We start from the raw sequence: 14163 nt of genomic DNA, 5'->3' as shown, positions 1-14163 counted from the left end.
TCGACAACATGTGTTAAAACTAGCGTTATTTACCTGTGCTACGATCAAACATCCCAATCACCTCTGTTGTTTGCAATATATTAACAAACGATTGAGGGTCGGTTTCTTTAATCGTGCTTTTAACATCAGCAAGCTGGTAGCGTGTAATTACCGTAATTAAAACTTGCCGATCTTCGCCAGAGTATGCACCCTTCGCATCCATAATAGTTATGCCACGATGTAGCTTGTGCAGCAGCTGTTGCTTTACTGCGTCACCCTTACTTGTAATAATCATGAGCGTTAACTTAATATGGCTTGTATGAATGGTATCGACTACTTTACCTGTTGCATAAATAGAAACAAGTGTTAATAATGCAGCATCCCAGCTAAAAATAAAGCCAGAAGCTGCCACAACAATACCATTCATTGCCGCAAGTAACGTACCGAGCGGAAAATCACGTTTACGGCTTAGTAGCATCGCAATAATATCAAAGCCTCCAGAGGAGCCTGCTGCACGAAAAATCATGCCCATCGCAAAGCCTACAATAACACCGCCAAACAAAGATGCGAGAATTGGCTCCTGTGTCGCTTTGTATATCGGAATAACATATAGGCTCACTGATAACACAGCCACGGAAAGAATTGTGTAGCTAATAAAGCGCTTGCCAAGCTTGATCACGCCTAAAATCAATAAAGGCAGATTGAGCAGTAAATTTAACACACCTGTATTAAGAGGTGTAATAAGCCCAAGCATAATAGCAATTCCGCTTAACCCTCCACTTAAAATTTCATGGGGAATGAATAAAAAATTATAGGCAAAGGCTACAACTATGGAAGAAAGTGTAATGATTATTATATTACGCATATGGTATCCCCTATCTCACAACGACTCTTACTTATAGATTATCCAATTTAGCCCTGCTAGAAACCTTTACTTCTTCCGCTCTTCCTTTAACGGGCTATGTTGCTGCTCCCTATTATCGGCAACCTTATAAATACGCTCTAGCATTGGCGGATGTGTGTAGCGGAACCATTTGACAAGCAATGGAGGATTCACCTCGCTTAAGCCTGAAATCGTTAGCTTTTGAAATGCTGTAACAGCCGCTTCTCGATCATTTGTAAGGGCAATGGCATATTGGTCAGCCCTTGTTTCCTGATAGCGCGAAATATAGTTCGATACAGGATTTGCGGCAAATAATAAAATAGAGGTAATCAGTAAAAACAATGGATATGAGCTAATATTACTGATTTTATGGATTTTTAATACCTGCCCATAGCGTGCTATCAATCGGCGCATCACCTTATTGGTTAGCCATAAGCCTATTAATGTTAATAATAAATAGCCTGCTATACCAAAATAAATATGCTTTTCTACATAATGCCCCATTTCATGCGCCATGATAAATAAAATTTCATTGTCTGTTAGTCTATTTAAAGTTGTATCCCATAGTACAATTCTTGAGTTACTGCCAATGCCTGTCACATACGCATTTAAAGCATTCGTCTTTTCAGCCATATTCACTTCATAGACATGCTCCGCTGGAATATTTGCCTGCGTTGCAAGCGATAAAATCTTTGTTTCCAGCTCTTTATTTTTCAATGGATAAAAATCATTATATAAAGGATCAATCACAACAGGCTGAATAAACATTACAAAGATTGTAAAGGGTATCGTTAAGAGCCACGTATAAAGCCACCATCTTTTCTCACTCTTTTTCATAAGCCAATAAATAACAGTCACAATAATGAGGCTCATCCCAAAGCTTACCCAAAAATCAAGCACACCGTCCTTCATCCAAGATGCAAAGTTTTGGGTACTGATGCCATAGCTTTTACTAAGATAATAGCGATAATAATTTAACGGCAATAACACGATATAGAGCAATAGTGATAACAAAAATAAATAGCCTGCATTTTGTACAAGCTTCCACTTTGTTTGAGATGTCGTTAGTTTCTCAAAATAGCGTGACACACCTATAAGCAATATGAAAAAGTAAATCAGCCATTCTAAAGGCGTTGCAATAAAGAACAAAAAGTTTCGTATTTTTGAATATTCACCACTTAAAAAAAGCTCCTTCCCTGACATAAACATTACAGGGTCTGCAGCCGTCCCTTGTAAGACACTTGGTATTTTCCCACCATCACTATGGAATATATACCAATACATACAAAGCACGTAAACACCGAATAATAGTAGCGCAACAATGCCCATTTTTTTCGCTATGTTACTTCCTCCCTCGCTTCAGCCAAAAGTTCGTCCTATAGTAAGTGTAAGCAAATTTAGCAAAGTTAGAACAAAGATATTCTGACTTTTTATCAAATTGCATTTGCTTCTTGCTATTAGTTCCAGTTATTTTGCTGTTTAACAAAGGGACTGATATGGGTATTTATTATTACCTCTTCTCGCCTATATATTGCTGTATTCAGCAGCTATCATCAGCATTCAAAGCTCATATACTTAGTCAAAAGATTTACATAATGCTACACCAATAGCCGACAGCAAAACGATTTATCATCATTTCAAATTAATTTCTTCTTCTCGTCAGACATCAGACTAAAGAACGTTATTTTTGCCGATATATACTCTATAGGCAATAGGAGGTACACATTTTGAAGAAATTAACCATAGTAGATAATTGACAAAAATGAAACATATTTGTGGATTGCTTTTATTGTGTAAAATTTTGAGTTATAATAAATGGTAAAAGGTAGAGCATGGTTTTGAAGGAGCTATGTACGAATAAGAGGGCATAAAAATAAGCTGAAATTATACGGCCATATAATTTCAGCTTAAGGTATTATTGTTATAAGCCGAGGTCTTCTTTACGAGCTGTATCAGGTATACTTTCTAAAGAAGTTTGCTTTTTCTTTTTTCCATCAGTCGTTTCAATGTTTGTATATTTTACTAATATTGTTAAAACGATAGGGATTAGGATAGCTGTCGTCACAGCGGAGGCTGCAACCTGTACTGTTGCAATTGGAGCGATGGCTGCAAATGACGCATTCGCAGATGCAATTACTCCTGGAACCATTACAGCATTACCCGCAGTAGTACCTTCGGCAGCCCCAACAATTGGGTTCCATCCTAAGGCTTTAAATATTAAAAATGCTGCTCCTCCTGTAAATACAATTGTGAAAACTCCTAATAAAATACCACTAGCTCCACCTTTTATTACATCAGCTAAATTAATGCCCATTCCTAATGCAAATGATAGGAAAGGAATAATAATATCACTACCTTTTACTAACATATCACGCAGTTCCATATCTGTATTACCAATGATTACGCCAACTGCTAATGGTAGTAATACTGTAATAAAGGCTGTCGCTGAGAACATTCCTTCAACAAATCCCATTGCGCCAAAAATAGCTAATGCAATCATTGTTAATAAAGGACCATCATTTAAAACTAGCACCGAGTAAGCCGCTTTATCCTCTTTATTGCCATATTGAGAGGCTACAGCCATATACACAATCCCATTACTATTAGACATGGCAGCCATTATTGCTAACGGAGCTAAGCCTAACCAAAGACCATCCGACCCCATAAACATATATGCTAATAATGTGAAAACTGCTGCAACAAGCCATTTCACCCCTAATAAAACAGAGCCTTTGGCAATACTTACCCCAAAGCTTTTCATATTTAATTGAGCACCAGCCGTTAATAAATAAAGAGCTGCTAATACTGGAACAGAGTCTACAAATAGAGCCTGTGTAAACCCTCCTATCCTTAATAAATCAGGAAAAAATGTATTAATACAAGCAGCCACCAATAATGGTACAACCATCATACCACCTGGAATTTTTTCTAAATTCTTTTTAATCATACACTACACCCCTTCTTCATCGTTCTAATTCTTTGATTTTGGGATTACTTAAATGCTTTCTGCTAATCTCCAAATAGCAAATTCTTGATTATTATGATTTTCAGCAGCAGTTTGATGGCCATTTGCCACAGCTTCTACTAAAGAGTAAATTTCTTTCCCAATATCCTCTATTGTCGATACACCTTCGATAATTTTTCCTGCGTTCACATCAATATGTTCTGACATAATTTCATATACTTTAGGATTTGTACCAATCTTGATAACAGGTACAATTGGAGAGCCTGTTGGAGAGCCTTTCCCTGTAGAAAATAGCACAATTTGTGCTCCTCCAGCAGCTAGTCCACAAACCGATTCAACATCATAGCCCGGTGTATCCATAAAGACAAAGCCTTTTTCTGTAGGTGCTTGTGAATAGCAAACAACTTCTTTCAAAGATGTACTACCACCCTTTTTAATGCATCCTAATGACTTTTCTTCTAAGGTTGTTAAGCCACCAGCCATATTGCCCGGTGTAGGGTTAGCTGATCGAATATCCTCGCCTGTTTCTTTAATGCGTTGCTCATAATTTCTGACAATGGCTAAAAACTGTTCACGCACAGCTTGATTTATAGCATTGCTGGCAATAATATGTTCTGCGCCGATTGCTTCAGTTGTTTCAGCTAAGACACTTGTACCGCCATCTTCAACAAACATATCTGAAAAAGCACCAATGGAAGGATTCGCTGTAATACCAGACCATGCATCTGAGCCTCCACATTCAAGACCAACCATTAATTCTGTTAATAAAGCTTCTTCCCTGACATCATATTGTCGGCTGTCCATACTTGCTGATAACCATTGCTTGCATTCTTCAAAGATAGCAGCAATTGATTTTTCACTATTAAAATAAACCGCATGTACTCTTCTATTTTTGGCTTGCAGTGTTGTGACAATCTCTTGTGCGACTGGATCATCCTTCATACCAACGATTAGGGCAGCGCTTACATTTGGATGCCCAGCTGTCCCCACTAATGTGCGTAATATTTGCTGCTGATCCTCAGGAAAATTAGTTGCACCACTATAATGAATAACAGGTGTTACGCCTGATACTAATTTTGCAATCTTGCGCGTTAATCCGCTTAATTCACCGACTGTATTAAGGACAATCACATGATTTCTAACACCGATACTACCATCTGATCTTCGATAACCGTAGAATTTTTTCATCTCCAAGCTCCCTTCTATGTTATTACACGCTTGACAGTGTGTTAATAATTGTTAGACGCTCCGTTTCATTTAGCCCTCTTACATTTTGTACATGCACATGCTCTCCTATTTGGATGTCCTTCGTTGCTATTCCCATGCACTCACCATATTTCATGATCTTTTCTCCCGCTTTAATAGCGCGAATGGCGATTTTATGACCATAAGGAATCGTACTAATTGCTTTTATCGTATTTTTCATATGACTATTAGCAACAATGTCATTTATTTCAATGTTTTGTAATGCCACTACAATATTATCAATAGGATTTAATAGAATCGTGTTATACGTATTTTTCACATGACTTCCTCCTTGTTTAGAATGTAGTACCTATATGAGGAATGGCAAACTCACCTAATTCATATTCTTCTAATTTTGTAAGCTTCCCTGAACTAACTTCTATTAACTGTGTAAATAATGCTTGTGCCTGCTGGCTAATTTGATTTTCTTGAATTTCGTAATCAACTAAATTATTCGTATGGTTGATACCATTATTTGCAGTGACAATCATACATGGTAATGCATTAGAGCCTGTAAGAATTCCTCGCTTAGAAAGGATAATTGAAAGATTGCAGCCAACTGACGCAAAATTCGATAATGTTTCAACGATACTGCCAGATGTTTTAATTAAATGTAAGCCGTTTTTAGCTGGCTTTTGATTATAGTCCAATAGGCTTTGAATTTCATGGGTATTGATAAGCTGATATTCAAGAGCTGCTAAGCTTTTTTCCTGCTCTGAAAAGTTTGTACGTAGATAGCCCTGTGCTTTTTCCCATCTTCTTCTACTAAGCGCTTCTCCTATATAGGTTAAATTCTTTTTGGCTGAAGCATCCTGCGTATTGAGGGCTAATAGATTGCCAGCTGGCTCTAACGTTTTTGTTAGTCCAAAAACAACCGTAGCGCCAGATGTAATTAATAGCTCGATTAAGGCATTGATAACAGGGGCTATTACTTGTAAAGAAGCTTCGTCAATATCCTCTGTAACAATACCAACCTTCAGCAAAGATGCAGGTAGCTCAGTGCGACTACTTTGCTTCGCCTCCTTAGACCAAGTCAATGCCGTAGTAATGCCTCGCTCAGCAGTATTTTTTCCTCCTGCCATTTGTTGAATACTAAAACCTTCAAGAGGCTTTGTTGTCGAAATTGATTTTAAAAGCCCTGCTACTTGATTGGTTTCACAGCCTAAGCCAATCAGTAGCGCACTATGAAAATTAGGATTTTCAACAATACCAGCGAGCATATTTTTCGTTACTTGAAAATCATCGCCTAATTGTGCACAGCCATTGGCATGTGTAATAGGAATAGCCCCTGGTACTTTGTCAGCGATTTCATTTGTAATTACACTTGAGCAAATAACAGAACTCACGATACCGATATGATTACGTGTTCCTGCTAAGCCATCCTCCCTTAAATATCCTTTAAACGTATATCCCATTATCTTCACCCACCTTTTTCATAATTGCTTGTCAAGCCTATTTCGTAACGGGAGTTTTGGCAATACCTAATCCTTCTGCTCCTAGCTCGGATGTTTTAGCATCTGGGCAATAACGTTTAATCATCTCAATACCGATAGATGCTCTGCGTACACGCTCTTTTACAAGATTGATATTTAAGCTCTCTAACTGTTTACCAGATGGATATACATCTTGGTGGTTGCGCAACCCAAATTTAATGTACACTGGTGATAACACCCGAATAATTTCAGGTATTTCGTAATAGCGAAGGAAGCCGCCTAAATTATCAGGAACCTCTACATAAAGGTCGATAGGAATATCTATTGCTTGTCGAATAGCAGCTAGCTTTGGCAAGGTAAGTGCTGTTGGCACATTGTAAGTATCTGCCCCTAGCTCTTGCATAATTTTAACTGATACAGGATTTGCAGCGCCCATTTGAACAGATGCTTTGACAACAAAATCTTTTGGTAATTGACCTGCATCCTTCATTTCTTTTGTTAATAAAAGCAGCCCCTCATCAGCAACAAGTGCCCCACGAAGACCCAATTGTGCCCCGCGCTTTAAATCCTCCATTGCATACACAAGCTGGTCGGCTCCTTCATGGCGATTGCCAATAAATTTCCCTCCAGAAGTAAAGTTTTGAGCACTAATATCCCATGTACCGCGTGGTCCAACAAATAAGCTTAGCTCAATCCCTCGTTCAGCCGTAAGGGCACACATTTCACGTATTTCCTCATCCGTTTGCAGCATAATACCACTGCCTTGTGAGATGCGATGTACTTGAATACCTAATCGATCCAGCTCCTCTAAAGTTGCCTTTAAAGCCGGAGGACCCTCTGTGCTTGGAAGCTCAATACGGTATTGAGCTCCATCTGGGAAGCGTTTTTCTGAACTAGGTAAAGCACTTAAGTCTGTTGATGGATAACCTAATGATTCTAATAAATTTCGAGATTCATTCATTGTAAAGCCCTTCTTTCTACGTTTAAATTTATTCTTTAATAAATATTGTTTTTACTTCTGTATAGAACTCTTGAGCAGCCTCACCTTGCTCACGAGAGCCAACACCTGATTGTTTCATACCGCCGAATGGTGCTTGAAGCTCTACCCCTGCACTCTCTGCATTAATTCGTACAAGCCCTGCTTCGATTTCATCAGCAAACTTTAAAAACGAGCTAATATTTTGTGTATAAATGGAAGCACTCAGTCCATATTTTGTATCATTTGCAACATCAATCGCCTCTTGAATATCCGCTACTTTAATCAATGCAATAACAGGTCCAAAAATTTCCTCTTGTGCAATTCTCATGCTTGGTTGAACATTATCAAAAATTGCTGGGGATACATAAAAGCCATCTTTATATTCCTGCTGATCCAACACTTCTCCACCCAAAAGTAAAGTAGCGCCTTCCTCTTGCCCAATATTGATATATTCTTTTACTGTATTGAATTGACTTTCACTTGCACATGGACCCATCCAAACATCTGCCTGTAAGCCATTTCCAACTTTAATCTTTTTCGTTTCTTCTAGTAGCTTTTCTTTAAAGGCTTCATAGATAGGTGCCTCTACAATAACTTTACTTGTAGCTGTACATTTCTGTCCTGTTGAGCGGAATGCGCCGCTAATTGTACCTTCTACAGCTTTCTCAATATCAGCATCCTTTGTCACAATGACAGGGTTTTTGCCACCCATTTCAACTTGTGATTTAATCCCTTTTGCGGCAGCAGCTTTTAATACTTCTCGCCCAATCGTTTCTGAGCCTGTAAATGTAATAGCCTCAATTCCTGGATGATCAATTATGCCTTGTCCAATGACAGAGCCTGATCCTGTAATAAAGTTTAAAACGCCCTTCGGTAAATTTGCTTCACTAAAGCATTCCATCACCTTTGCAGCAGTGACAGCGGCTTCTGTAGCAGGTTTGAACACAACTGTATTCCCATAAACTAATGCAGGAGCCAGCTTCCAAATAGGAATCGCTACTGGGAAATTCCATGGTGTAATAATTCCTACAACCCCTACAGGCACTCTTCTTGTTAACATGAGCGCTTCGCTGTCTGAGGAAGGAATCACATCACCATTTTTTCTCATACCTTCTCCCGCATAATAACGTAGAATAGCGACACCTCGAGCCGTTTCGCCCTTAGCCTCTGGCAATGTTTTCCCCATTTCCTTTGTCATCGTTTCTGCAATCTCATCTAAACGTGATTCTAAAATATCCGCTACTTTAAATAAAAATTGTCCACGAGCATGTTGGCCTAATTTTCGCCATTGTATCTTTGCCTCATGTGCGCTTTGGATAGCTTTTTCAAGATCTTGAACATCTGATGCTGCTACTTGTCCAACTACTTCATGTTTATTCATCGGACTAATACTGCTCAATGTTTTTTGAGAACTTGATTCTACCCATTCATTATTAATAAAATTTTTAAATATTGTATTTTGCACAATGCTCTCCTCCACCATTACAAATTATTTTCTTTCGAGTTATAGGAACTACCAGCTAGCTTAGACAGCTTAGCTGCTAAATTTAATATTTCCTCTTTCGCATCACTAAATTTTTTCGTCCAACTATCTGTTGGCATTGAAAAGCTTACTGCTGCAATAATTTGATTCTCAAAGTTATAAATAGGTGCTGCTACACAGTGGAAGCCAAGCGCCGATTCCTCGTTTTCAATGGAATAACCATTTGCTTTAGCTAGCCGTACTTTATCGTATAGCTCATCTATATTAGCTGTCGTATGGTCAGTCTTTTTGACCCATTCCGTATCATTAAACAATTTTTCAAGGTCTTGCTTACTAAAATGAATCATCTGTGCCTTCCCAATTGCTGAAGCATAGGCAGGGAATCTCATACCTGGGTCTGTGACTAAGCGTACATTCGTTTGAGCATTTACCTTCCCTAAGTAAACAACATCACTGCCATCTAAAACCCCTAATTGAATAGGCTCATTAATTTTATTAACCGAATCAATCGCTTCTTTATAGAAGGTTTGAATTAAATTAAATTGGCTTAAATACATAGAGTTGAACATACCAATTGTAGGACCTAAATGATAAGTATCGTTATTTTCCTTAATTACCCAACCGAGCGATTCCAGCGTATTCAATAAAGAGAACAATGAACTTTTATTTATTTCTAATCGCTTTGATAAATCAATTAATCTTAGTTCATCAGGGGACTTACTAATTTCCATTAATACAAGATGGGCACGTTCTACCGCAGGAACCCAATATTTCTTATCCAAAACTTTCACCTCCTCATCGGTTTTTTATACAAAACTAAGTTTTACTATAAAAACCTTAAACTGAGTCTATCAGGTAGTTCGATAAATTTCAACTGTAATTTAAAAATTCTGATAAATTTAATACAAAAAAATAATAGATACATGGCTAAAAAACACATACTATAACGCCATTAAAAAAATCCAGTGAATGAATTTTCACTGGATTTCAATCTTTTATAAAGTTAAACCGCCATCAACAAGCACGATTGAGCCTGTCATATAGCTTGCTTTATCGGATGCCAAGAACGCAACCATTTCTGCTAGCTCCTCTGGTTTTGCATAGCGTCCCATTCGCATATTTGGAATTTCCTCTGGAATATAGCCACCTGTTTCAAACATAGTTGTCACACTGTCTGTTAATGCTGTTGCCACTCCACCTGGACAAATAGCATTGATGCGAATACCTTTTTTTACATACTCTAATGAAGCGGATTTTGTTAAACCGACTACTGCATGCTTACTTGCAGAATAAGCCGCCATACTATGCTCACTACGAACACCTGCTGTTGAAGCTGTGTTAATAATAGAGCCACTGCCTTGTCCCTCCATGACTTTTAAAACATGCTTTAAGCCAAGGAATACACCTTTCACATTGATACCCATAATACGGTCATATTCGGCATCTTCTATCTCTGTTAACGGAGAAATTTTTTGAATAACTCCCGCATTATTGAAAAATATATCAATGCGTCCATACGTATCAACAGCGACATTAACATATTTCTGAACATCTTCGCTTTTTGAAACATCTGCCTGCACGAAGATACCTTCTCCGCCTTGCTCTTTTATCAAGCTTAATGTTTCTTCCCCTGTTTCTTTGTTGAAATCTACAACTACTACTTTTGCACCATTGCTAGCAAGCTTCAAACTGCTGGCTCTCCCAATACCACTTCCAGCGCCTGTTACTACGGCAATTTTATTTAAAAAATCCATCTTCCATTCCTCCTTAGCATTTTGAAGTCACTATTTATTTTATTGCCAATTCCGCTTATTTTATTGTATTATTCTACACAAAATGGTACTTTCTCATTGTTGTAATGGCTTTCATGCTGACAGTAGCAATAAAAATGGAGGTGTAAAAAAGTGAAAATTTCTTTACTAGACCTTCAATACATAGGTCAATTAATTTATGAAACACATCAACTTGCTGTGACATATATCAATCCGCTGGGCGAAATAATCTTTGAGTATAGATCGAAGGCATTGCAGAAAAATCTAGGTTACACTTCGTTAATAGAGCAACTAATAGCGTATCCTTATGATACTGCTTCCAATCACTATCCGATTTTTATCTCAATGGATGAATTTCACTTTTTCTTTATCAATTTAAACAAAGATAATCATGATTTAGGAACGCTTCTAATAGGCCCTGCTCTTGCCCCTGACAATGATGGCATAGTCAAACAAAATTTCGATTATGACAACCAGCCTGTTCCTACCCTTCATTATCAACAATTTATAGCAATTAGTTTATTCGTTTACTATTTGATCTATCAGAAAAAATTAACAAAAACATTGGTGATGCAAAGCAATCAAACATTAAAGCCCATTATTCGTTATAAAGAAAATACAACCCTTGAGCTCTCCTATGCTAGAAGAAATGATACTGTTCATACAAATCTCTACTATGAAAAAATATTATTAGACTATATAAAAAATGGACGTATGGAAAAATTAAATGAAGTGTTGAACTACTCAATTGTCGGAGAAGCAGAACTTGGTGTGCTTTCCAAGCGAAACAGTTTTAGAAGTGTACAAAATCTAATGATTACAGGAATAGCACTTATTTGTCGTGCTGCGATTGAAGGCGGTTTAAATGAAGAAACTGCCTTTACGTTAAGTGATTTTTATATACAAAAGCTTGAGGAACAAAGCAGCTTAAACGACATCCTATCCTTAATGGAGGAGGCGATTTACGATTATACGAACCGTGTATCATATGCGAATAAAGTAAAATACTCAGCAACAATCACAACATGTGTGCATTTTATCGAAAATCATATATATAGTGAAATAACATTAGAGCAACTTTCAGATATTTGTCATTTAAGTCCAAATTATCTTTCCTCCTTATTTAAAAAGGAGGTAGGTATTGCAGTCAGTGAATATATCCAGCAACAACGAATTGACGAAGCAAAAAAGCTATTAACATTTACAAACTACCCAATCTTAGACATTGGTTCCCTCCTTAATTTTACAGACCAAAGCTATTTCATTAAAGTTTTTAAAAAATTTACTGGTATTACACCCAAGCAATTTAGAAATAAGCATTTGCATAAATAGTGATGAAATAAAGAGAAAGTGAAAAGGTAGCACTAAGCCTATTCCACTTTCTCTTTATTTAGTTGAGCACTAATCAATGAATAGGAGGAATACCTGCATGTCCTCTTACATAATCTATATTAAAACGTAATTATTACACTTTACTGCATCAAGGAGGTACATGTGGAGCGTCTTCATTTCCCTAAGTATTTACTGAATTTTTGGTTAGTTTTCATCTTCATCATAAGTCTTCTTTCCGTACTGTTGCTGAACTTCTCAGCACTAAAAAGCTTTAGCTCCTCTTTGCTCAGCCTTCATACGATATTTTTAAGCATTTTAATTGAAGCACTGCCTTTCGTCTTAATTGGCATTCTAATTGCAGGCTTTATTCAGATTTTTATCACGGAGGAGCATATTGAAAGGTGGATTCCTAAAAATACATTGCTGGCTGTTGTGATGAGCTGCTTTGTAGGCGCATTATTTCCAGCCTGTGAATGTGGCATCGTGCCAATTGTAAGAAGGTTGATCGCTAAAGGCGTACCGATCCATGCAGCCATCGGTTTTATGTTAACAGGCCCTTTAATTAATCCCATTGTTATTCTCTCCACCTATATGGCATTCGGCAATAATTTAAAGATCGCTAGTCTTCGTATGCTAATAGGCTTTGTAATCGCTATTGTAGTTGCTTTATTTGTTAGCTTATTTTTTAAAGGTTCACAGTTTAAAAGCTCTGTAGCGCTTCAATCAGTAGCAAAGGATGAGCAGCAAACAGCTTTTATGACAAAATTAATAAACACATGTAAACATGCCGTTGATGAATTTTTTGATGTAGGAAAATATTTAATTATTGGTGCATTGTTAGCAGCCTTTGTCCAAACATATGTATCTACTAAAGCACTTGTAGAAATAGGTGATGGCATATCCTCCTCTATTTTAGTGATGATGGGCTTAGCTTTTATTCTTTCGCTTTGTTCAGAAGCGGATGCTTTTATTGGTGCTTCATTTAGCTCTCTTTTTTCTACTCCATCAATCCTTGCCTTTTTAATTTTTGGCCCAATGATTGATTTAAAAAATACTATTATGCTGATAAGTGTATTTCGCCTAAAATTTGTTTTATGGTTAGTTGCCCTCGTCGCTATAGTAGTTTATGTTAGTTTATTTATTCTTTCACCGTATTTGTAAGGAGGAAATTCATGAAATTTCACGTTCAGCAAGCAGTGAGGGCGGTTATTTTACTTGCTTTTTCTGCGATGATTGCGAGCCTGCATTGGACGGGGGAACTAACAAAATATATTAACCCAAAATACGATAACCTCAGTAAAACAGCCGCTATTCTATTTTTTATGCTATTTCTTGTGCAATTAACAAGAGTCGTTTCAAAGACTACTCATCATAGACAAGCTTGCTGCTCACACCATGACCATGGACAATCACCTTTTACACGACAAAAAATGCTGTCCTATCTTATTGTTATAGCATCTATTATAACGGGCTTCTTTGTGCCTGCTAAAATTTTAGATGCTGCAATTGCTGATAAAAAAGGAGCTTCCTTTATTCTTGCTCAACAAAGTCAAAGTTCAAAAATAGAGGATTATCTTACTTCCAATGAAACCATTGATGACAATATCTATGATGACCATGAGCCTGATCCTAGATTAATGGAAGAAAAGCAGGAGATGACAAAGAAGCAATATGACCAATTAAAGCAACAGCTCTCCCAGCAAGCAATGTTTAAAATGACAGACGAGGATTATACGATTTATTATGAGGAAATTAATAATAATTTAGCGAGTTATTTAGGCAAGCAAATACAGCTAAAGGGCTTTGTTTTAAAAGAGGAGGATTTTAGTCAAAATCAACTAGTTATTTCACGATTTCTCATTACTCATTGTGTGGCAGATGCAAGCATTGTAGGCTTTTTAACAGAATTTGCAGAGGCTCCTACGCTTGAGGAGGATACATGGATTGAGATTGTAGGTACAATTGGGCAAACGACCTATGACGGTGCTACCCTACCTATTATTCAAATTGATAATTGGGTAACAATCGAACAGCCTGAATCACCCTATCTCTACCCAATTAATATTCGAATGAGCTTTTAGCAAGCATTAAA

13 protein-coding genes are annotated in these 14163 nt (G+C 37.3%); 3 read left to right on the top strand and 10 right to left on the bottom strand.

Annotated elements, in window-relative coordinates:
• Positions 1-25: 25 nt before the first annotated feature.
• The 10 genes from MHB42_RS06595 to MHB42_RS06550 form a co-directional block, all read right to left on the bottom strand.
• Positions 26-844: a YitT family protein gene (locus MHB42_RS06595; RefSeq protein WP_340805153.1), complete on the bottom strand. Its 819-nt coding sequence runs from the start codon at positions 842-844 to the stop codon at positions 26-28.
• Between the two features lie 66 nt (positions 845-910).
• Positions 911-2203, bottom strand: a complete 1293-nt coding sequence (locus tag MHB42_RS06590; RefSeq protein ID WP_340808545.1) for a M48 family metallopeptidase — start codon at positions 2201-2203, stop codon at positions 911-913.
• 580 nt (positions 2204-2783) lie between these two features.
• Positions 2784-3809 carry a 2-keto-3-deoxygluconate permease gene (locus MHB42_RS06585; RefSeq protein ID WP_340805152.1) on the bottom strand — a complete coding sequence of 342 codons (1026 nt, stop codon included), beginning with the start codon at positions 3807-3809 and terminating at the stop codon, positions 2784-2786.
• Between the two features lie 48 nt (positions 3810-3857).
• Positions 3858-5015 carry a UxaA family hydrolase gene (locus MHB42_RS06580; protein ID WP_340805151.1) on the bottom strand — a complete coding sequence of 386 codons (1158 nt, stop codon included), beginning with the start codon at positions 5013-5015 and terminating at the stop codon, positions 3858-3860.
• 22 nt (positions 5016-5037) lie between these two features.
• Positions 5038-5352: a UxaA family hydrolase gene (locus MHB42_RS06575; RefSeq protein ID WP_340805150.1), complete on the bottom strand. Its 315-nt coding sequence runs from the start codon at positions 5350-5352 to the stop codon at positions 5038-5040.
• Positions 5353-5368: 16 nt separating this feature from the next.
• Entirely contained in the window at positions 5369-6487 is a 1119-nt protein-coding gene (locus tag MHB42_RS06570; RefSeq protein WP_340805149.1) for a UxaA family hydrolase, read from the bottom strand.
• Positions 6488-6524: 37 nt separating this feature from the next.
• Positions 6525-7466: a U32 family peptidase gene (locus MHB42_RS06565; RefSeq protein ID WP_340805148.1), complete on the bottom strand. Its 942-nt coding sequence runs from the start codon at positions 7464-7466 to the stop codon at positions 6525-6527.
• Between the two features lie 28 nt (positions 7467-7494).
• On the bottom strand, positions 7495-8949 hold the full coding sequence (gene gucD, locus MHB42_RS06560) for an alpha-ketoglutaric semialdehyde dehydrogenase GucD (RefSeq protein WP_445299972.1): 1455 nt from the start codon (positions 8947-8949) through the stop codon (positions 7495-7497).
• Positions 8950-8966: 17 nt separating this feature from the next.
• The gene (locus tag MHB42_RS06555; RefSeq protein ID WP_445299971.1) at positions 8967-9749 is read right to left on the bottom strand and encodes an IclR family transcriptional regulator; all 783 of its coding nucleotides are present in this window, start codon (positions 9747-9749) and stop codon (positions 8967-8969) included.
• 213 nt (positions 9750-9962) lie between these two features.
• Positions 9963-10721, bottom strand: a complete 759-nt coding sequence (locus MHB42_RS06550) for an SDR family NAD(P)-dependent oxidoreductase (RefSeq protein ID WP_340805145.1) — start codon at positions 10719-10721, stop codon at positions 9963-9965.
• A 150-nt stretch (positions 10722-10871) separates the two neighbouring features.
• On the opposite strand from MHB42_RS06550, the gene MHB42_RS06545 reads away from it, so the two are divergent.
• From MHB42_RS06545 to MHB42_RS06535, 3 genes are all read left to right on the top strand, one after another.
• A complete protein-coding gene (locus tag MHB42_RS06545) occupies positions 10872-12071 on the top strand; it encodes an AraC family transcriptional regulator (protein WP_340805144.1) in 1200 nt (399 codons plus the stop codon).
• A 162-nt stretch (positions 12072-12233) separates the two neighbouring features.
• Positions 12234-13232 carry a permease gene (locus tag MHB42_RS06540; RefSeq protein ID WP_340805143.1) on the top strand — a complete coding sequence of 333 codons (999 nt, stop codon included), beginning with the start codon at positions 12234-12236 and terminating at the stop codon, positions 13230-13232.
• Between the two features lie 11 nt (positions 13233-13243).
• On the top strand, positions 13244-14152 hold the full coding sequence (locus MHB42_RS06535) for a TIGR03943 family putative permease subunit (protein ID WP_340805142.1): 909 nt from the start codon (positions 13244-13246) through the stop codon (positions 14150-14152).
• Positions 14153-14163: the final 11 nt, after the last annotated feature.

The sequence above is a fragment of the Lysinibacillus sp. FSL K6-0232 genome (assembly GCF_038008325.1).
GTDB lineage: Bacteria > Bacillota > Bacilli > Bacillales_A > Planococcaceae > Lysinibacillus.
The sequence above is the reverse complement of the archived record's forward strand: the minus strand, read 5'-3'. Positions and strand labels throughout refer to the sequence as shown.